Raw genomic sequence first — 21,853 nt, forward strand, 5'->3', positions numbered from 1 at the left:
GTTTGAATCCACCTTCTCCGCGTGGTTTAAAGTCCCGGTCACCTCTCGGTTTGAATCCACCTTCTCCGCGTGGTTTAAATTCACGGTCACCTCTCGGTTTGAATTCCCGATCACTGCGTGGCTTGAATTCACGGTCTCCACGTGGTTTGCCTTCGGTATCCGATTCATTCTCAGCTCCTTCTTCCTGACTTTTGAATTCTTTGTATTTTCCGTCGAAGATCTCGTATTTGCGGAATTCACACTCCAGCGGACCATTGAACAGTGGAACGCGTTGGCTGGCTTTCAAACCAATCTGGTCGAAGCATTCGTCGCGGTAGGAGAGTACCCAGGCTTCATTGCCGACAAAAGCGTGCTTGAGACGCTCGCCGATCATCTGGTAAAGTCCTAATAAGTCGTTTGTGGAAATACGCTCTCCATAAGGAGGATTGGTGATGAGGACGGATTTCTCTGTCGGCTGTTCAAACTGTTGGAACGGCTGTAGTTTTAAGATTACGTCTTTGGATACACCGGCAGCTTTCACATTGTGTGTTGCTATCTCATTGGCTTTCTGGTTGTTGTCATAGCCAAATATCTTATGCTCGAATTCACGTTCTTGTGAATCGTCGTTGTAGATTTCGTCAAACAGATCGGAATCGTAATCCACCCATTTCTCGAAAGCAAATCCTTTGCGGAATACTCCCGGAGCAATGTTGCGGGCAATCAGTGCTGCTTCAACGGGGATGGTTCCCGAACCACACATCGGGTCGATCAGGTTGCACTCTCCACGCCAGCCGCTCATCAGGATCATGCCTGCAGCCAACACTTCGTTCAGCGGAGCTTCTACCGCTTCCTGACGGTAGCCACGACGGTGGAGTGATTCACCGGAAGAGTCCAGCGATAGGGTACAAGTGGTCTGTGCGATGTGAATATTGAGCAAAACGTCCGGATTGTTGATGCGGACTGACGGACGCTTGCCGGTCTTTTCACGGAAATAATCCACAATCGCGTCTTTTACTTTATACGAGACGAACTTCGAGTGGCGAAACTCTTCGCTGAATACCACGGCGTCTATGGCGAAGGTCTTGTTTTCATCCAAATGCTTCTCCCAAGGAATTGCCTGGATCTGCGCATATACTTCATCTGCGTTTTTGGCTGTGAAGTGTTTGATCGGCTTCAGAATACGGATTGCTGTACGCAGGCAGAAGTTGGCTCTGTACATCATCCGCTTATCTCCGGTGAAGGATACCATGCGGCGTCCTATCTGGATATCGTTGGCTCCTAATGCGGTAAGTTCCTCTGCAAGTATCTCCTCCAGTCCCTGGAAGGTCTTGGCAATCATTTCGAAATGTTCACTCATATATTTAAACTTGATTTTATTTCTTTGCTTTTGTTTGTACTATTCTGCCTCCGGAAGGGACGTCTTCAGTTACCCAGATATTGCCTCCTACCGTTGCGTCGCGACCAATTGTGATTCTTCCCAAGATGGTGGCGTTGGAGTAGACAATGACGTTGTCTTCCAATATCGGATGGCGAAGGTTTCCTTTGATAGGTTTACCGTCAGCGTCGAGGGGGAAGCTTTTGGCTCCCAATGTGACACCTTGGTAGAGTTTGACATTGTTACCGATGATGCTGGTGGCTCCGATAACGACGCCTGTCCCATGGTCGATGGTGAAATAACTGCCGATCTTCGCTCCGGGATGGATGTCTATACCGGTTTCGCTATGTGCCATTTCGGTGATAATGCGGGGAATCAGGGGAACGCCAAGCTCCAGTAATTCGTGTGCGATGCGGTAGTTGCTGATGGCTCTGATAGCCGGATAACAGCAGATTACTTCACCGTAGCTTTCGGCTGCCGGATCTCCGTTGTAAGCAGCTTCTACATCCGTAGCCAATATCATTCTCATGGAGGGTAATCCGCTGATGAACTTGGCTGCCAGGTGCGCAGCTCTTTCTCGCCTTTTTTCTGTACTAGGTGTGCACGCTTCTTTCGGTGTCCCAAAGCAGAGTCCGGCAAGAATCTGATCAGAGAGGAGGTCGAACAGTTTCTCAATATTTACACCGATATGGTATTTTACTGTGCGACTGTTGATGGTTGAATTTCCAAAATATCCGGGAAAAAGAATAGAGCGTGTCAGCTCGATTATTTCGTGCAAGACTTTAGCAGAAGGCAGTGGTTCGCCATCTTTGTGTTGATGAAACAGCCCTTTGTATGATTCGCTTTCCGATAGCTCATCGACTGCCTGTGTCAGGATGTGGGTGAAGTTCAGTGGACTCATTGATAGATTCCTTATATTATGTGGCTGCAAAGGTAGAAAAAAACGTTTATATAGCAAGACGATTTAGTTGATAAAGTGGAAGATGGAGCATGTAGAGTGGAAACTTTATTATTGAAGGAGAAAACAGTTTCGAAAAGAGGGCGTAGAAATCGGTGTTTCACGTGGCACAAATATTCCTATTTTTTTAATCGGAAGCTACGATCTCGTCGGTAGAGAGTCTTTCTTTTGCCCCGGGCTTTTTAAATTTTGCCCGGCTCTATGGCTCCTCTTCCCCTGGGCTCTTGCCCCCTTTGCCCCGGGCTATTGTTTTGCTTTCCCCTTTCTTTCGTTTGCACAGTTCCGGGGGGCTTCTTCATCTCTACAAATTGGGAGCTACGCATGGGTGTAATGGTATCAGACGAAATCCAGCCTGATCCCTCGTTAATACCTTCTGAAAATCTCTCTATATTATGTTTCCTTTTTGGCTTTCAGCCCTTCAGTTTCTGATTTAATTAGTTGGTAGCTAGTGTGATAATCCTGAAATCAAGGACCTGAAAGTACAGTATATAGCCTTCAGCGCTTTCATTCGATGCGCGCTGCATACTAGCTGCTGAATTTGCTGCGGTATGGAAACAGCCTCCATGGTTGTATGAAGCAGACTCATGCGTAAGTCTTAGGCAATCTAATTGGTTGCAACCGGGAAGAACTGAAAGCTGAACCCTTCTTTGAAGTGTTGCTTTCAGCCTAAAAGTGTTGTTTATCAGCATTATATGTTCGAAACTGAAACCTGAAAGCAAAAACTCAAACCTTATTTACTGGCTGTTTGAACCGGAATTTTCAAGTAGTTTAAGTGCTTGGTTGCCTGATCAGAACAAAAAAACGAGAAGCTACTTGAAATGGTAGCTTCTCGTTGGTTTAGTAAGATTGTAAGGTAATTAAAGATTTGCTTCTAGCGTTGTTTCTTTGATTATAGATAATCAGGGTGTGTTTTTCTATATAAGTTGCATTGAATCAGGGTATCAATACTAAGAACTCATCACTCGGACAATAACGTTTTATCACCCGAGTGATGAGCTGAGACAGAAGCTGTTTTGCTGTGAAGCAATTAATTCCTTTCCTTCCACAAGCGGTGCTCTTCACTGAGCCAGAGACTTCTGTTCTTACCCTTTGTGTGTGCTCTCTTTGTGTGAGAGTAGGTTGTTATACCCGAAAGGTGTTCGCTGTTACCGGCTTTGGATGCATACATTGTTGGCAGTAACTCGCAACAGCTTCTTCTTCAAACTGAAATTATGAGAGTCGAGAGATCTTATAAGTTTGGATCGTCCATTGTTACAGTCATTTCGGGTACGATCACGTATTCTTTCTTTTTATTGTTCCACTTATAATAGTTAGTGGTAACGGTTTTACCCTCATAGGTGTACTTAACAAGCAAGTCATTGTTCCATGTACTCTTATTGCTATTCCATTTTAGCGTTTCACTTTCGGTCATTCGCTTGTTTGCATCGTACTTGTAATTGTACTTCATATAATTGGTAAGTGTGGCACCGTCTTTCTTGAAGACAGTCTGTCCTACCATTACTCCATTTTCCTCTATTGGATTGTAGATTAACTGCCCGTCGTTACTTCGTGCAAAAGTAGAGAGGGATATGGCAAACATAAATACGATGGATAATACGATCTTGGTTAAAGAAACTTTTGTTTTCATGGCTATCTGGTTTTTAAATTATACTTTCTATTTGCTAACTCTAGGATTGATTTCCTAGTACAAACATACATAATAAATTGGAATCTACATAGTAATCTATTAAAAATATATCATAATGTCAAAAACGTAGGCTTTCCGAAGTTTCTTTTTGGCAACTTATTCGATAAAAAAATATCCGGCAGATCATTTGCCGGATATTGGAGGATTCACTTAGCGTACAAACTGCATATTTTGCTTTCTTCGTGTACGCGTAGTTAAATAATGTTAGGGCGTTTATTTGTCCTTATGTCGCTGGTCCCTAGTAGGTTAATGAGCCTCTAGCCAGTTCTTTCCCCAGCCGCAATCAGCCTTTAGGGGGACGTGCATGCGGTAGGCATTTTCCATTTCGGTGATAACAATTTCTTCTACCCGCTCTTTTTCATTCATGGGGACGCTGAAGTTCAATTCATCATGTACCTGAAGGATCATTTTGGCCTGTATGCCTTCCGCCTGGAACCGTTGATAGATGCGTGCCATCGCTACTTTAATGATGTCGGCGGCACTTCCCTGAATCGGAGCGTTGATGGCATTTCGCTCTGCATATCCACGTACGACTGCGTTGCGTGAATTGATGTCGGGCAGGTAGCGCTTGCGGTGGAAGATGGTTTCTACATATCCCTTCTCTTGGGCTACCTCCACACTTTTGTCCATATAGGTTTTCACACCCGGGTAGGTTGTGAAATAGCCGTCGATTAGTTCTTTGGCTTCTTTGCGGTCTACGTTCATGCGTTCGGCGAGCCCAAAGACTGATATGCCGTAGATTATGCCGAAGTTAGCGGTTTTAGCTTTGCGGCGCATGTCGGCGTCTACGGTTTTCAGATCAATCTGGTATATCTTCGCAGCTGTGGCAGCGTGGATATCGTGATTGCTGAGGAACGCGTCGATCATATTTTTATCTTCGCTCAGGTGTGCCATGATGCGCAACTCGATCTGCGAGTAGTCGGCCGAGAAGAAGAGACATCCTTCATCGGGGATAAATGCTTTCCGGATCTCTTTTCCGTTTTCGTCACGGATCGGGATGTTTTGTAGGTTCGGATTACTCGAACTAAGCCGTCCCGTGGCGGTTACTGTCTGGTTGAAAGAGGTGTGTACACGGCCTGTGCGCGGGTTGATCAACTGAGGAAGCGCATCGATATAGGTGCCCAACAGTTTTTTAAGTCCCCGGTGCTCGAGTATCTTTTCTACAACGGGATGTTTGTGGCGGAGGCTCTCAAGTACTTCCTCGGAGGTGACGTACTGGCCGGTCTTGGTCTTCTTTGCCTTTTCTACGATTTTAAGTTGATCGAAGAGTACTTCGCCTACTTGTTTGGGCGAGGCGATATTGAACTCGGTCTCGGCCAGCGTATAGATCTCTTGTTCGATCTGCTCCATCTTTGCGGTGAAGTGAGCGGACGATTGCTTAAGTGCTTCTGTGTCGAGTAGCACGCCGTTTCGCTCAATGTTAACCAACACGGGGACGAGTGGCATTTCGATATCGTAGAATAAGCTCTCCGTATCGTTCTCTTTCAGTTCTTTTTCCAATACGTTCTTTAGCTTCAGCGTTATATCGGCATCTTCACATGCATAGAGGTATACGTCCTTCGGATCAAGGTCGCGCATGTTCTTCTGATTTTTTCCTTTCGGGCCGATAAGCTCTTCAATTGGGACGGTTCGGTAACGGAGATAAATCTCTGCCAGGTAATCCATCCCGTGACGAAGTTCGGGTTGCAATACATAGTGTGCTACCATCGTATCGAAAAGAGGACCTTTCACTTCGACTCCGTAATTTTGGAGAATGATCATGTCGTATTTGATATTCTGTCCGACTTTCATCGATTTCTCATTTTCGAAGACCGGACGAAACTCATTCACAATTTTTAAGGCTTCTTCTCTTTCGGGAGGAACCGGAATATAGAAAGCTTCGTTTTCCTGTGTGGAGAAACTCATTCCGACCAATTCGGCTACCATGGGTTCGGTTCCGGTGGTTTCTGTGTCTAGCGCAAGAATTTCGGCTGTAAGCAACTTTTGAATGATTTTGTGTCTTTTTGTTTCATTATCAATGAGTTGATAGTTTGCATTCAGCGTTTCTAAGCTCTCTAGATTTGAATTTTTAGCTTCATCTGCCCCGTTGCCCGCAAATTCTGCAAACAAATCGCCTTGAGTTGGAGTTGTTTCTTCTGCGAAGAGTGGGAGAGGAGGAAGCGCGGCTTTTGTCTGTGTAAACGATCCCGGCTGATTTTCATTTTTCAAAACCCGGTCGATTAAAGTCCGAAATTCCAGTTCTTCAAAAATTGCCCGAAGTGATTCCGCATCCGCTTTTTCGCGAACAAGTGAATTCATATCAAGTTTGATAGGAACATCAATTTTGATTGTTGCCAAGAATTTGGAGAAAACAATTTGTTCCTTGTTGGATTCTACTTTTGTTTTCAGAGCTCCTTTTAATTGGTCGGTATGTTCCAGTAAGTTTTCGGTGCTTCCAAATTCGGCGATTAATTTCTGGGCTGTCTTTTCTCCCACACCGGGACATCCCGGAATATTGTCCGATGAGTCGCCCATCAATCCGAGTAAGTCAATCACCTGGTCGGGCGATTGGATGTTGTACTTGGCTTTGATTTCTTCCACACCCATCACTTCAAATCCTCCGGTGTGCTTGGGGCGATACATGAATACGTTGTCGGTGACTAGTTGTCCATAGTCTTTGTCCGGCGTCATCATATACGTTATAATGCCTTGTTGTCCGGCTTCGGTCGCGAGGGTTCCGATAACATCATCGGCTTCATAGCCCGGAACTTCCAGAATCGGAATTCGATAGGCACGGATTATATCTTTGATGATAGGTACGGAGAGGCGGATTGCTTCCGGCGTCTCTTCGCGTTGTGCCTTATATTGTTCGTATGCTTCGTGACGAAATGTAGGGCCGGCGGGATCGAAAGCAACTCCCAAGTGACTGGGGTTCTCTTTCTTCAATAGTTCCTCCAGCGTATTGACAAACCCCAGTATAGCGGACGTATTAAATCCTTTTGAGTTGATTCTGGGGTTTTTGATGAAAGCGTAATAAGCACGGTATATCAATGCATATGCATCTAAAAGAAACAATTTATTGTTTGGATCCATAGAATTTATTAATTTTTCATGGTAAAAGTACAAAAAAATACGGTATTAATCGTTTTATTATTACTTTTGTGCCCAAATTGTGTATACATGGATCGTTTATCTCTTATAAGGTTTCCGATTGCGGCTGAACTAGAAGAATTTAAGAGACTTTTTGATAGTTCTCTTACCTCTTCCAATCCATTGCTCGACAGCGTAATATCTCATATACGTCAGAGGAATGGTAAGATGATGCGTCCAATTCTAGTGCTTTTGGTTGCCCGGCTTGCCGGAACTATCGGCCCTTCAACCCTCTACGCGGCTGTTTCTCTGGAACTTCTTCATACGGCAAGTTTAGTGCATGATGATGTAGTAGACGAAAGTACGGAACGTCGGGGACAGCTCTCTGTGAATGCTATCTATAATAATAAGGTATCAGTGTTGTCGGGCGACTATCTGTTGGCTACAAGTCTGATATATGCCGGACGGACGAAGAACCTGGATATTATTCAGGTTGTCTCTAGGCTGGGGCAGGACTTGGCTGACGGCGAATTGCTACAGCTTTCCAACGTAAGTAATCATAGTTTCTCCGAAGACGTTTACTTCGATGTAATTCGTAAAAAAACGGCTGCGCTTTTTGCTGCTTGTACGCATTCTGCTGCCCTTTCGGCAGGGATGGGTGTGCCGCATGCCGACGCTGCTCGTTTGTTGGGCGAATATATTGGAGTTTGCTTCCAGATTAAGGATGATATCTTCGATTATTTTGATAGTGAAAAGATTGGTAAGCCGACCGGAAATGACATGATGGAAGGTAAATTGACTCTTCCCGTTCTGTATGCGCTGAATACCTATGGTGATGAGCAGGCGAAATCCGTGGCTATTAAAGTTAAGGATGGGTTGGCTACTCCCGATGAAATCGGCTATTTAATAGAATACGCTAAAGAAAAAGGTGGCATTGAGTATGCAGCTAAGGTTATGGGTGAGTACAAGCAGAAAGCGCTGAACATTTTGGCGGAATTGCCGACCTCAGAAATCCGAAGCTCGTTGGAAGCTTATTTGCATTATGTTACCGATCGCGAAATCTAATTTCTTTCTACGCTCATAATTCTCCGCTGGTATTGGCCCCCGTGTTTATAATCCGTGTTTCGAACTGCTCTTATTTTTTATATCCTTACTATTCGCTAATCCCGATTCATTAATCCCCATTTCTTCGCTAACGATGGAGTAATGCACTGTGTCATTTGCCGGGTAGCTTGTAACCGGAATTGAAAAGTTTGTACTAAAGGTATACGGAATTGCTCTGCCTTCCGGATTCTCTATTAAAACAATACCTGCAAGTTCTCTGCCTGGAAAGGCAAGATCTTGCAGGTATCGCTACCTATAATCAGGACCTTCTTTCGTTGAAAAGGCCATTTGTTGACGGTTCGGTATTTAGAAGAACTTGATTTCTTCGCCTTTGATTTCGGATAATAGGAGGTTAGCCAATCGGCTCGTACCTAAACGGAATAGTTTATTGTTCAACCACTCTTCGCCTAATATCTCTTTGACGATGGTATAATAAACGAGCGCGTCGTTTACGGTATTAATTCCTCCGGCTGGTTTGAAGCCGATCTTATTGCCTGTCTTTTGATGATACTCTTTGATGGCTTCGCACATCACATAAGCAGCTTCCGGGGTAGCAGCGGGTTGTTGCTTTCCGGTAGATGTTTTGATGAAATCAGCTCCCGCATACATCGATAGAATGGATGCTTTTTTAATATTCGAAGCCGTTTGAAGTGCTCCTGTTTCGAGGATAACTTTCAGGTGATGGTCGTGGCAAGTCTCTTTGATTTCCTGAATGTCGTCACACATAGTTTCGTAGTCGTTGTTCAGGAACTGGCCAACTGAGATAACAATATCTATTTCGTCGGCTCCATCGACAATTGCTAGTGCGGTTTCGGCTATTTTTATTTCGGTGAAGGTCTGCGAAGAGGGGAACCCACCTGCTACGCAAGCAATATTGACACCTTCTACTTCGAGCGTATTCTTAACGATTGCAGCGAAATTGGGATATACACAAATGGCTGCTACATTCTTTAAATCGGGGAATTCATCGTCGAACTGATTCACTTTTTCAGTGAAACGCATTACACTCTCATCACTGTCGGTGGTGTTGAGTGTTGTCAGGTCAATACAATTGAATAGAAGTTTCTTTACTTCTTCGGTATTGTTTTCGGGAACTTTTTTCTCGATTAAAGTAGCTACCTGAGCTTGTATGTCTGCATCATTCAGATTCGTTTTGTACTTAGCCAATGTGGTTTTGTACTTGTTTCTTGTAGAGTTATTCTCTTCCATGATCGTTCAGTTTTGGGTTATTGATATGTCTTTTATTATCTCGTTCAGTTTTTTTCTCTAAGCTTTTCCGGAACGCACTGGTTACGTCTACGCCTGTTTGGTTGGCTATGCATAAAAGCACCCAGAGCACATCGGCTATTTCTTCTTCCACATTGTCTTTCTCGCCGGCTTTGAATGACTGGTCACCGTATTTGCGTGCCATGACCCGTGCCAATTCTCCAACCTCTTCAGTAAGCACCGCCATATTGGTTAGCTCGCTGAAATAACGCACTCCGTACTGTTTGATCCATTGATCCACCTGCTTTTGGGCTTCTTCAATTGTGATTTTATCCGATTCCATCGTTCCTATTTCCTTTCTACTCTTTGTTTTTTGAATCTATGCAAATGGTTACGGGGCCATCATTTAAGAGTTCAACTTTCATATCCGCTCCGAATTCGCCTGTACCTATCGCTTTCCCCAGTGCGCGACTCAACTCTTGGCAGAACTGCTTATAAAGTGGAATGGCGATTGCCGGACCGGCGGCTTTTATATAGGAAGGACGGTTGCCTTTCTTGGTCGAGGCGTGTAGTGTGAATTGGCTGATTGCTAAAATCTCCCCTTCAATGTCTTTCACCGACTTGTTCATTACCCCGTTTTCATCGTCGAATATGCGAAGATTAATCGCCTTTTTGCAAAGCCATTCTATGTCTTCGGGAGTGTCTGCCTCTTCGATTCCTACCAGAATTAGCAACCCTTTTTGAATGGCTGCCTTGCATTGTCCGTTGATGGTAACTGAAGCGTGGCTTACGCGTTGTATAACTATTCTCATTGTTACTCTTTTGAGTCATTATATTCTTTGGATAGGCAAATTTACAAAATTCGAAAGAGATTCCATCTGTTTTTTGCAGATAAATAATGGATTGGCTCTTCGTCTGTGTAAGAGTTGCTTGGATATTCCTTGTCTTATTCGCTTGTATTGAATCATCCTTCTTTTGTTTGTTGCCTGTTTGTTTTGTGATTTACCCGGCTGCTAGTTGCTGTTTTTGGGCTATAACAAGTCAGCCGACGGGGAGTTGGGGGACTCATTGTGTTTCGCTGCTCTTTGCATAGCACAGGCTGTGTCGTAAATAAACCGTTTTATGGCTGTTTTATTCGATTAATACATTGATTGTCAATTGAGTATGCTTTTGGGGATTGATGGGTTTATTGATTTCGCTGCACGAAGAGCAGCCAAGTATAGGCAAACTTGATTGCATCTATTCTATTTTTGCTTTATTTAAATCAAGTGTCTGATAACCAGGATGATATAGTCGTATTTGTCGCTTAGAAAGAGGCTTTCAATTCTGTTATGCTACTCACTCTTACAGCTTTTCGCCTCTTTGCTGCATTAGATCGCAATTCCGGTACTTGCCAGTCATGTGCATATCGTACTCTTTATCGTAAGCGAATTGGCAAAATTAGCTTTTCGAAAGTTCCTCTTTGAGCATTTGAGCTTTGGCCGGACCGATGATTGCGGCAATATCTTCTACGGATGCTTCCTGAATGCGTTTGACGCTTTTGAACTCTTTCAGTAAGGCTGTCTTTGTCTTTTCTCCAATGCCTTTGATGGAGTCCAATGCCGATGCGACCTGACGTTTGCTACGTTTATCACGATGGAAACTAATCGCAAATCGGTGCACCTCGTCCTGTATCTGAGTTAGCAAGCGGAATAGCTGACTTTGCTGCTTGATACCGATCGTTTGCGGAGGGAAGCCGAAGAGTAGCTCCGACGTGCGGTGGCGTCCATCTTTAGCAAGTCCGGCAATAGGTATATCCAAGTGGAGTTCATCTTCTATTACTTGTCTGACAACTTCCATTTGTCCCTTTCCACCGTCAGTAATAATCAAGTCGGGCAGGGGAGTCTGTTCTTCGATTGCTCGTTGGTAGCGACGTCGAACGATTTCTTTCATCGATGCATAATCGTCCGGTCCTACTACCGTTTTAATGTTATACTTCCGGTAATCTTTCTTCGAGGGTTTCGCCTTTTTGAAGACTACACAGGCGGCTACCGCATCCGAACCTTGAATGTTTGAGTTGTCGAAGCACTCGATCTGCATGGGGAGTCTGTCGAGATGAAGTTCTTGCTGTATTTCCTTCATCAATCGCATGCTGCGTTGTTCCGGATTTAGCTTTTCCGCCTGTTTCATCCGGTCCGCTTTGTATTGCTTGACATTTAGGATCGAAAGTTCCAGAAGCTTCTTCTTATCTCCCCGTTGAGGTACGGTGAATACGACGTTATTCAACTCAAAATCCACTTCAAACGGCACAATGATTTCGCGCGAAAGACTCTTATATCGCTCCCTCATTTCGATAATACCCAGTTCCAATAGCTCTTCTTTCGATTCGTTTAATCGCTTTTTATATTCAAAGGTGAATGCTTGCGTGATGGCACCGTTGGTGATATGCAGATAGTTGATGAAAGCAGAGTTCGAGTCATCTTCTTCGATTGAAAAGACGTCGATATTATGCAAAATAGCGCTCACAACTTCCGATCTGGAACGGTAATTCTCTATCAGCAAGTATTTTTCTTTAACTTTCTGTGCCTCTTCAAACTTCATATCTTCAGCCAGTTCCTCCATCTTCTGTTGAAGCAGCCGGCTTATATCCTGCGTATTTCCCTTTAATATTTCCTTGATTTCATCGATGTTTCTTGCATAATCCTCCTGTGTCTGGAGTCCGATGCAAGGGCCGGCGCAGTTCTTTATATGATATTCCAGACATACATTGAACTTGCCCGCATTGATGTTCTCCGGCGTTAAATTCAAGTTGCACGTGCGTAACGGATAGAGATGTTTGATCAGGTCGAGTACTGCCTGCATGGAAGGGGCATGGCTGTAGGGGCCATAGTAGGCCGAACCGTTTCGTATAATCCGTCTGGTTTTGAATACCCGTGGAAAGTATTCGTTCTGTACGCAGATAGAAGGATAGGTCTTGTCATCCTTCAGTAGTACATTATAGCGTGGCTTGTATTTCTTGATTAAGTTGTTCTCGAGCAGCAGTGCATCCTCTTCCGTGTTTACTACAATGTAGCGAATGTCGGCAATCTTACTAACCAGCACCCTGGTTTTGCCTGGTTCGTGCTCTTTGCTGAAGTAGGAATAAACCCTTTTCTTGAGATTTTTAGCCTTTCCAACGTATATAATAGTCCCTTCCGTATTTAAATACTGGTATATTCCAGGTTTTTCCGGGAGGTTGGAAACGATACCTTTCAGGTAATCATCGCCTTTTAAATCTGTATTTTCATTCATGGCCATACGAATCATTCAGGAATAAAAAAGGGTGTAGCATTAACTACACCCTGCAAATATAAGCATTTAGTTTATAAACTCAATATAGATTCTACTTCTACATCATCTCCGAATAATGCTTTTCCATTCAGGTCTTTTAGTTCGATGATAAAGTTCACATAAACCTTCTTCGGATTCAACCTTTTCACAAGTTCACAGGCTGCTTTCATGGTTCCTCCGGTTGCCAGTAGATCGTCGTGAAGCAATACGATGTCGTTCTCATCGAGCGCGTCTTTGTGAATTTGTACGGTATCTTGGCCATACTCTTTATCATAGCTTTCTTCAATTGTCTCAGCGGGTAGTTTACCCGGTTTGCGAATTGGGATAAAGCCGGCATTGAGTCGGGTAGCCAGAATAGGGCCCATGATGAATCCACGGGATTCGATTCCTATAACCTTCGTGATACCTTTTTCTTTATAGGTTTCAAACATAATATTCGAAAGCTCTTGTAGGCACCAAGGATCTTTGAATAGCGTGGTAACATCGTAGAATAAAATTCCGGGGATTGGAAAATCCGGTACTTCTCGGATGCTTTTTATTAATGTTTCTTTGCTCATAATCATATCTTTATATTGTTTTTCTAAATGTTTTGTTTCACGTGAAACGTTGCCTCTCTAGCGGCCGCAAAGGACCAGTAGCACGTTGATGTCGCTCGGGGATACTCCGGGGATTCGGCTCGCTTGTGCGATTGTTTCCGGGTCTATTTGCGTTAGCTTTTGTCTGGCTTCGATCGAAAGAGATTGGAGCGAGGAGTAATTGAACTTACCTCTAATCTTAATGCTTTCGAGACGAGCTAGCTTTTCGGCAATCATTCGTTCGCGATCGATGTAGCCTTGATACTTCAGAAGAATTTCCGCTGCTTCAAGTACTTCTTCTTCACGCCCCGGAGTTGCGCTTGTTGCTTTCGCCAGCAATTCTTGGAATGCGGGAATATGCTTGGTTATGTTGTCGAACGTAACTTGTGGACGATTGAGTATCTCGATCAGTTTGCATCCCTGACGAAGGGGCGTAGTGCCTATCTGTTCGAGAGCACCGTTTATTAAGTCCGGTTTCATCGAGTAGTTTTGAGCGAATGCAATAATCTGCTCTACGGCTTCTTGCTTCGTCTTCAGTAGATCGTAGCGTTCGCGAGTTGCCAATCCGAGTTGATAGGCTCGTTCCGTCAGGCGAACATCGGCGTCATCCATTCGCAATAGTATGCGGTACTCGGCGCGTGATGTGAACATACGGTAGGGTTCGTCGACTCCTTTGATAACTAAATCATCGATCAATACGCCGATATAGGCTTCATCGCGTGCCAGCGTGAATGGTTGTCCTCCGTGACAGTTGATGTGTGCATTGACACCCGCCACGAGTCCTTGTCCTCCAGCTTCTTCATATCCGGTGGTTCCATTCATCTGTCCGGCAAAGAATAGGTTCTTGATAATCTTCGATTCCAAGGTATGCGTAAGTTGTGTAGGGTCGAAATAATCGTATTCGATCGCATAACCGGGGCGATAGAGTACCAAGTCTTTGAATGCCGGTATTTTCTTTAAAGCGGCAATCTGTATATCCATCGGGAGTGACGATGAGAACCCGTTTAAGTATAGCTCGTTGGTGGTTTCACCTTCCGGCTCCAGGAAAAGCTGATGTTGGTTCTTATCGGGGAAGGTGACGATCTTCGTTTCCACACTTGGGCAATAGCGAGGCCCTATACTGGTGATCTGTCCATTGTACATGGGGGAGTCAGCAAGTCCGCTCCGTAAAACCTGATGCGATTCTTCGGTGGTGTAACATGTCCAGCAATCAAGTTGTTTGAGTTGCCGCACCTTATTATTCATAAACGAGAACTTATGAAAGTCGATTTCTCCCGCTTGATTTTCCATGAGGTCGAAGTTTACACTCCGTTTGTCTACCCGGGCAGGCGTACCGGTCTTCATGCGTCCGTACGTGATTCCGTGGCGTGCGATCGATTCGGTAAGGTGATACGATGCCGGTTCAGCCATTCTTCCTCCGGGAAGCTGGTTGCGTCCAATGTGCATCAAGCCATTCAAGAAAGTTCCTGCGGTCATAATAACGCATTTCGCATGGAAGGTTACCCCCCAAAGTGTGATGAGTCCTACCACTTCTCCATTCTCTACAAGCAACTCGCGTACGGTGTCTTGCCAGATATGAAGATTGGGTGTATGGTCAAGTTTCTCTCTCCAGGCCCAGATAAACTTTTCCCGGTCGCATTGAGCACGCGGACTCCACATGGCCGGCCCTTTCGAGCGATTCAGTATGCGGAACTGGATTGCTGTTTGGTCTGTCACTAAGCCATCTGTCCGCCCAGTGCATCTATCTCTCGTACTATTTGTCCTTTGGCGATTCCTCCCACAGCGGGATTGCAGCTTATTTGCGCAATCTTGTTCATATCCATGGTGATGAGGCAAGTCTTCGAACCTAAGTTTGCCGCTGCCACTGCTGCTTCACAGCCTGCATGTCCGGCACCGATTACAATAACGTCGTACTTAAAATCCATCCTATTTTATTTATTATCAAAACGGTGCAAAGTTACGGAAAAGTTGCGAGAGTTGTCGATGTCTGATGCTTTTTGCTTTAGAAAATCACGTAGAAGGGGCTGGAAGGGGCTTAAAATCGCAAGGAATTCGCCTTACGTTTTGAGTGTTTGTCTAGTGGATGTCTTTTTGTTGTGCCTAATTGTTGCTGAAAGAGTGTCGGTACTCTCTATTTGTTACTTAATATTTGAGTGGGGTGGCTATCTGTTGTTTTCGATTTGGCCGCTTTCTGCGAGCAGCTAGGCCTGAAACTTGATTTACATCAATAAATAAGCGAGAAATATGTTTTTTAGCATACAAACTATTGTGTTTCTCTAAAACAGCTTTACCTTTGTATCGTAGTTGTGAAACTACTTAGATTTTTAGATATTAGAAAAAGGTAAAAGAAAGATTTCAAGGTATTAGTTTAAAAAATAGGAATCAGTTTCAATTAGGTTAGTTTTTAGGAAAAGATTGTTTCATTTAGGTATTAGTAAAAAGTAGTTTTCAGGAAATGAAGTAGAGATGAAAGGGAATCCCATTGGGGGATTCTTCTTAAGAAGTAGGGGCGGAGAGATTCGCTCTTTTTTTGTGTCTCTACATCTGGGTTTACTCCGCAATGTATTTCATTCAGTTCCTTCTTTTATATAATCGCTCGCTTGGTTCATTGCTTGATTTAAGGGCAACTGCAAAGATCGACTTCTTTCGGGTTGCAACAAACTCCCTGCAGAATTTTACGTTGCTCTTGAAAGTTGGACGCTGACGTGATTTAATTCGCACTACCGGGTATGCGGAGTTGGGATGAATCGAACGATCGTTTTAAGTCAATCGAGAACTTGGATGAAGTAGCTTGAGTACTTGATTCGGGTTACTTACATACTTGCTCAAGGCAACCGAAGCGCTTGAGTAAGGTAAGTTGATTGCTGATGTATTAATACTTGTCCGGTGGACTATTAATACGTAAGATGCGGGACGTTAATACTTGGTAACTTGACTAAAATAGACTGAGTGCCCGGTAATGTCAGACATAGGAGCTCTTCATTGCCACTAAAAAAGAAAGAGAATCAAGAGCGGGTTATTTAAAATGAAAGCGTTGCGCTGGCACAGTTTAGCTTGCACTACTCTTCTTTCAGGAAGTGGAGTAGATGAGTGTAAGTTCCGCGGCATGCAGGGTGAAGAAGATTGAAACGCTATACCTATTTCTGGACAATTAGTGGACGTGTTCGGTAGAAACGCTGATTGAAATGGGCATAAAGGTGGCGATTGTCAGTAAACTGCTCTTTTTATTTAATGGGTTCGGGCGTAGTGTGTTGGCAGTCAGCGAGTAAGGACGATTTTACTCATGGGGATATGCTTAGATTCCGCAATTTCCACTGACACAAGAAACGTTCATGTTTTTCAAACGAAGGGCGATTGCGTTTCTACCCGAAATGCTAGCCGCCCAAAGATTTTGCTCTTTGGGTAGCGTGTAGTAACTCTAGCTCTATGGAGGTTGATTTATATTTGGGTTCTTAACGCAAGAGCTTTGTTTTCCGCTGCTTCCATGATTTCACGTTCACCCGGCCCCTTGTCGTTAATGCCGCAGAGATGCAGAATTCCATGAATGATGACCCGGTGCAGTTCGTCGGCATATAGCGTACCGAACTGTTCGGCATTTGTCCGGATGGTGTCCAGGCTGATAAATAGATCACCCGATAAGCGGTCGCCTTCGCAATAGTCGAATGTGATGATATCCGTGTAATAATCGTGTTGCAGGTACTCCCGGTTTACTTCCAGAATCTTTTCGTCCGAACAAAAGATATAGGCAATCTCGCCCAACCGTTTTCCGTGCGAAGAAGCTACTGCTTTGATCCATTCCGTTGTTTCCCGTTTCTTTATATCAGGCATTTTCACGCCTTCCGTCTGATAAGTTACTGCCATAATTGATGCGTTCTGTTTTTAAAAGAAAAATAAATAGCTGACTAAGATTGCGGCTATGATACCGGAGAAGTCTGCGATCAGTCCGCAAGTAACCGCATTCCGTGTTTTCGAGATACCGACGCTGCCGAAATATACGGCTAGTATGTAGAAAGTCGTATCCGACGCTCCGCGTACAACACAACTTGTCCGTCCCACAAAAGAGTCGGGTCCCATCTCTTTCATCGTATCGATCATTAATCCGTTCGCGCCACTGCCACTGAGTGATTTCATCAGTGCCGTAGGAAGCGCACCTACAAAACCTGTGTCGAGTCCACATAAGCCTACCAGGTAACCGATTCCTCCTACAAGATAATCCATGGCTCCCGAGGTGCGGAATACGGCAATACCCACCAGAAAAGCGACCAGATAAGGTATGATTCGCACAGCAGTCGTAAAGCCCTCCTTGGCACCCTCTACAAATGAGTCGTATACATTGATCCGCTTGCGTATTCCGGTTAGGATAAAGACGATGATAACTCCGAACAGGAGGACGTTGGCTATCAGCGTAGAATAAACGCCCATTTCCTCACGCGGGATGTGCAGAAATAGATAAATGAGTCCGGTGAAGAACAGAGAGATAGAGCCTATGAGTATGAGGATCGGTTTGTTGATCAGGTTGATTCGCTGGGCAATGCTGACCGCGATAACTCCCACCAGCGTAGATACAAACGAACTCAGCAGGATGGGGATGAATACATCCGTCGGTTGCGCCGCCCCCATCTGCGCCCGGTAGACCATGATGCTGATCGGGATGATAATCAGTCCCGAAGTATTGATGACCAAAAACATGATCATCGGATTGGAAGCGGTATCTTTCTTCGGGTTTAGTTCCTGAAGTTCCTTCATCGCTTTGAGTCCCATGGGAGTAGCCGCGTTGTCCAAGCCAAGCATATTGGCGGACATATTCATAAAGATGGCTCCCAGCGCCGGATGTCCTTTCGGAATATCGGGAAAGAGTCGGCAAAGCACCGGCTCAGAAAGCGGGCCAGCGCGTTGATCAGCCACTGTTTTCACCGATCTTCATGATTCCCAACCAGAGCGACAATACACCTGTAAGCCCCAAGGATATTTCAAAAGCCGTTTTAGACGAGTCGAATGTGGAGTTCATGATGGCGGTAAATATTTCCATATCTCCGAAGAAGATCACCTTGACAAGGGCAATGATGAAAGCTATCAGAAAGAAAGCTATCCAGATGTAATTTAGAACCATAAGTGACGTATTATACGATAAACGTGACGCAAATGTAGTTATAAGTTTCGGTTTCGCGGATGTTTTTATTCGGTTTTACAATAAAAGCGACACATCTTATCTCTTTCGAGTGAAAATCCTTATCTTTGCCCGACGGTATGAACGTATACACTCATCATGGAACAAGAAGATTTTAATATACGCGATCATCAGCTTACTTCCCGGGAACGTGACTTTGAAAATGCGCTCCGTCCGTTAAGTTTCGAAGACTTTAGCGGGCAGGATAAGGTGGTGGAGAACCTTCGCATCTTTGTGAAGGCCGCTCGCCTGCGGGGTGAGGCACTTGATCACGTCTTGCTACACGGCCCTCCCGGGCTGGGGAAGACAACGTTGTCGAATATCATAGCCAACGAATTGAATGTGGGATTTAAAGTTACATCCGGGCCTGTGCTCGACAAACCCGGCGATCTGGCCGGTGTGTTGACCAGCCTGGAACCAAGTGACGTGCTCTTCATCGACGAGATCCATCGGCTTTCGCCTATCGTTGAAGAGTACCTGTATTCGGCTATGGAGGATTACCGGATTGATATTATGATCGACAAAGGCCCGTCCGCCCGTAGCATTCAGATCGACTTGAATCCGTTTACGTTGGTGGGGGCAACAACCCGAAGCGGTTTGTTAACAGCACCTCTCCGGGCACGTTTCGGTATCAATCTACACTTAGAATATTACGACGACGACGTGCTGAGTAATATCATCCGTCGTTCCGCCGCTATCATGGACATACCGTGCTCTATAAGGGCAGCAGCGGAGATCGCTTCCCGTAGTCGGGGAACCCCACGTATTGCCAACGCTTTGCTGCGCCGTGTGCGCGACTTTGCCCAGGTGAAAGGAAGTGGCTCTATCGATACGGAGATCGCTCAGTTTGCCCTTGAAGCGTTGAACATCGATAAGTACGGATTGGATGAGATAGACAACAAGATACTCTGCACCATCATCGATAAGTTTGGCGGTGGCCTGTCGGGTTGACTACCATCTCTACCGCCTTGGGTGAGGATGCGGGAACGATTGAAGAGGTTTACGAACCTTTCCTGATCAAGGAAGGCTTCCTGAAGCGGACGCCTCGTGGACGTGAAGTGACCGAACTGGCTTACAAGCATTTGGGAAGGAGCATTTATAACAGTCAGAAGACTTTGTTCAATGATTAACGTGGAACGAAAATATGCGTATGGAGAAGGGCGATAGACGGAGATTTCGGGCAATCTTATGGTTGTTCTTGAGCCTCACGATCTCAGTCTGTGCACAAAACGCCTATGAGAAGCGAGTCTTTGTTTCTCTCGAAGGAGATTCTTTACCTTACCGCTTCCTACGTCCTGACTCCGAAAAGTCCGGCGAGAAATATCCGTTGGTGCTCTTTCTACACGGAGGAGGTGAGCGGGGAGAGGATAATGAGAAACAGTTGACGCATGGAGCGCAGATGTTCCTCAATCCGGTGAACCGGGAGAAGTATCCGGCTTTCGTGCTATTTCCTCAATGTCCGTCGGAAGGTTATTGGGCGTATGCCACTCGTCCGTCCTCATTCACCCCTGCCGGAATGCCTGTCGGCCAATCGGAAAGTCCACTCTTTCGTTCGCTGAAACAGTTACTTGACTCCTGTATGAAAATGCCGAATATCGATTCCCGCCGGATCTATATAATCGGGCTTTCAATGGGCGCTATGGGAACGTATGATCTGGTCGTCCGTTACCCTCAACTATTCGCGGCTGCCATTCCAATTTGCGGAACAGTGAACTCTATACGCCTGCAAAATGTTAAGGAAGTGTCTTTCCGTATATTTCACGGAGATGCCGATCCGATTGTGCAGGTTGACGGTTCGCGTGAAGCTTATAAAGCTCTGAAAGAAAAGGGGGGAAGTGTTGAATATATCGAGTTTCCCGGCTGTGGACATGATAGCTGGACACCCGCTTTTAATTATCCCGGATTTATGGACTGGCTGTTTAAACAGCGTAAGAATCCGTAACCCGGCATCTCGTTAGCAAATAATAAAATAAATGGCTGGATTAAAATCATTAGCAAAAGATACTGCGATCTATGGAGCGAGCAGTATTATCGGCAAGTTTCTCAACTATCTTCTGGTACCCATATATACCATTTCACTGCCTGCATCCAGCGGAGGATACGGCGTAATAACCAATATGTACGCGATTGTGGCACTTCTGTTGGTGCTGCTTACCTTCGGCATGGAAACAGGCTTTTTTCGTTTTGCCAATAAAGGCGACGACGATCCCGGGCGGGTCTATTCCGTTTCCCTGCTCATGGTGGGCGGTATTTCAATCGCCTTTCTGGTCCTTTGCCTGCTGTTTCTTGACCCGATAGCCAACCTGTTCGGTTATGGCGAATACCCTTGGTATTTGGGTATGATGCTGATTGTAATTGCGATGGATGCCATTCAGGCCATCCCGTTTGCCTACCTGCGTTATAAGAAACGTCCAATCAAGTTTGCCGGACTGAAACTTTTATTCATCTTCATCAGCATCGCGTTGAACATTCTTTATTTCGTGGTGCTGAAAGGAACCGATGTCGGAGCCGCCTTCCTCATTAATCTGATCTGTTCGTTTGTGGTGATGCTCGGTCTTATCCCGGAGTTCCGGGAATTCCGCTATTGCCTGGATCGTCCGTTGATGAAACGGATGATGCGCTATTCATTTCCGATCCTGATCCTCGGCATTGCCGGCATTTTGAATCAGGTAGCCGATAAAATCATCTTCCCGTTTGTCTACCCCGACAAAGTGGAAGCGTCCGTCCAACTGGGTATTTATGGAGCTACGAGTAAGATTGCCATGATTATGGCCATGTTCACGCAGGCTTTCCGCTTTGCCTACGAACCATTCGTCTTTGGCAAGAGTAAGGAGAAAGACAACCGGCAGGTGTATGCGCAGGCGATGAAGTTCTTCATCATCTTTACCCTACTTGCTTTCCTGGCGGTGATGTTCTATCTCGATATTCTGCGTTACGTCATCGGACGCGATTATTGGGAAGGCTTGCGGGTTGTTCCCATTGTAATGATTGCCGAGATGTTTATGGGGGTCTATTTCAACCTGTCGTTCTGGTACAAACTGACCGACGAAACGAAATGGGGGGCTTACTTCTCCCTAGTCGCTTGTTCGATTGTGATCCTGATGAATATATTCCTGATACCTATTTACGGCTATATGGCTTGTGCGTGGGCGGGATTCACCGGTTATGCGGTAGCGATGCTTCTGTCTTACGTAGTCGGTCAGAAGAAATATCCGATTGCCTACGATCTTCGTGGCATAGGCTTGTATGTAGGGTTGGCAGCTCTCCTATATGTCGTTGGTGAATGGACACCGATCGAACATCTGGGACTTCGAATGGCATTCCGTACCGCACTTTTATTGCTGTTTGTTGTTTATATCATGAAAAATGATTTACCTTTAAGGCATATTCCTTATATAAACCGGATGATAAAGAAGAAATAGCC

The 21,853-nt window shown here is 45.1% G+C and carries 13 protein-coding genes and 3 pseudogenes; 4 read left to right on the top strand and 12 right to left on the bottom strand.

The annotated features are described in order from the left end of the window. From JCM10512_RS02945 to polA, 4 genes are all read right to left on the bottom strand, one after another. The coding region (locus JCM10512_RS02945) for a THUMP domain-containing class I SAM-dependent RNA methyltransferase (RefSeq protein WP_044160321.1) at positions 1-1,336 on the bottom strand (1,336 nt) is incomplete at its 3' end. 16 nt (positions 1,337-1,352) lie between these two features. Continuing rightward, positions 1,353-2,255 carry a serine O-acetyltransferase gene (locus tag JCM10512_RS02950; protein WP_044160325.1) on the bottom strand — a complete coding sequence of 301 codons (903 nt, stop codon included), beginning with the start codon at positions 2,253-2,255 and terminating at the stop codon, positions 1,353-1,355. Between the two features lie 1,285 nt (positions 2,256-3,540). Beyond that, complete coding sequence (locus tag JCM10512_RS02955; protein WP_044160326.1) at positions 3,541-3,939, bottom strand: DUF3836 domain-containing protein; 399 nt, start codon at positions 3,937-3,939, stop codon at positions 3,541-3,543. A gap of 306 nt (positions 3,940-4,245) precedes the next feature. Beyond that, positions 4,246-7,071: a DNA polymerase I gene (polA, locus tag JCM10512_RS02960; protein WP_044160331.1), complete on the bottom strand. Its 2,826-nt coding sequence runs from the start codon at positions 7,069-7,071 to the stop codon at positions 4,246-4,248. An 87-nt stretch (positions 7,072-7,158) separates the two neighbouring features. Between polA and JCM10512_RS02965 the strand changes: the two genes are divergently transcribed. Beyond that, entirely contained in the window at positions 7,159-8,133 is a 975-nt protein-coding gene (locus JCM10512_RS02965; RefSeq protein WP_044160537.1) for a polyprenyl synthetase family protein, read from the top strand. Positions 8,134-8,478: 345 nt separating this feature from the next. Here JCM10512_RS02965 and deoC read toward each other — a convergent pair whose 3' ends face one another. The 8 genes and pseudogenes from deoC to JCM10512_RS03005 form a co-directional block, all read right to left on the bottom strand. Then, a complete protein-coding gene (deoC, locus tag JCM10512_RS02970; RefSeq protein WP_044160334.1) occupies positions 8,479-9,381 on the bottom strand; it encodes a deoxyribose-phosphate aldolase in 903 nt (300 codons plus the stop codon). After that, entirely contained in the window at positions 9,368-9,706 is a 339-nt protein-coding gene (locus JCM10512_RS02975) for a nucleotide pyrophosphohydrolase (protein WP_044160539.1), read from the bottom strand. Before JCM10512_RS02975 ends, deoC begins: the two co-directional genes overlap by 14 nt. Before the next feature lie 31 nt (positions 9,707-9,737). Next, positions 9,738-10,190 carry a D-aminoacyl-tRNA deacylase gene (dtd, locus tag JCM10512_RS02980; RefSeq protein WP_044160337.1) on the bottom strand — a complete coding sequence of 151 codons (453 nt, stop codon included), beginning with the start codon at positions 10,188-10,190 and terminating at the stop codon, positions 9,738-9,740. 628 nt (positions 10,191-10,818) lie between these two features. Then, positions 10,819-12,648 (bottom strand): excinuclease ABC subunit UvrC, encoded by a 1,830-nt coding sequence (gene uvrC, locus JCM10512_RS02985; protein ID WP_044160542.1) that lies wholly within the window; start codon positions 12,646-12,648, stop codon positions 10,819-10,821. A 71-nt stretch (positions 12,649-12,719) separates the two neighbouring features. Further along, positions 12,720-13,250 carry an adenine phosphoribosyltransferase gene (locus JCM10512_RS02990; RefSeq protein ID WP_148298241.1) on the bottom strand — a complete coding sequence of 177 codons (531 nt, stop codon included), beginning with the start codon at positions 13,248-13,250 and terminating at the stop codon, positions 12,720-12,722. Between the two features lie 51 nt (positions 13,251-13,301). After that, positions 13,302-15,187 (bottom strand): annotated as a pseudogene (gene mnmG, locus JCM10512_RS02995) (tRNA uridine-5-carboxymethylaminomethyl(34) synthesis enzyme MnmG). Between the two features lie 1,513 nt (positions 15,188-16,700). Further along, a complete protein-coding gene (ybeY, locus tag JCM10512_RS03000) occupies positions 16,701-17,123 on the bottom strand; it encodes an rRNA maturation RNase YbeY (protein ID WP_044160341.1) in 423 nt (140 codons plus the stop codon). A gap of 18 nt (positions 17,124-17,141) precedes the next feature. After that, a pseudogene (locus JCM10512_RS03005) lies at positions 17,142-18,372 on the bottom strand (nucleoside recognition domain-containing protein). Between the two features lie 156 nt (positions 18,373-18,528). Between JCM10512_RS03005 and ruvB the strand changes: the two are divergent. The 3 genes and pseudogenes from ruvB (at position 18,529) to JCM10512_RS03020 (ending at position 21,851) form a co-directional block, all read left to right on the top strand. Beyond that, positions 18,529-19,559: pseudogene (gene ruvB / locus JCM10512_RS03010) on the top strand (Holliday junction branch migration DNA helicase RuvB). Positions 19,560-19,579: 20 nt separating this feature from the next. Continuing rightward, positions 19,580-20,371 (top strand): carboxylesterase family protein, encoded by a 792-nt coding sequence (locus JCM10512_RS03015; RefSeq protein ID WP_044160546.1) that lies wholly within the window; start codon positions 19,580-19,582, stop codon positions 20,369-20,371. Positions 20,372-20,402: 31 nt separating this feature from the next. Next, a complete protein-coding gene (locus tag JCM10512_RS03020) occupies positions 20,403-21,851 on the top strand; it encodes a lipopolysaccharide biosynthesis protein (RefSeq protein ID WP_044160344.1) in 1,449 nt (482 codons plus the stop codon). Positions 21,852-21,853: the final 2 nt, after the last annotated feature.

The organism is Bacteroides reticulotermitis JCM 10512 (assembly GCF_000517545.1).
Taxonomy (GTDB): domain Bacteria; phylum Bacteroidota; class Bacteroidia; order Bacteroidales; family Bacteroidaceae; genus Bacteroides; species Bacteroides reticulotermitis.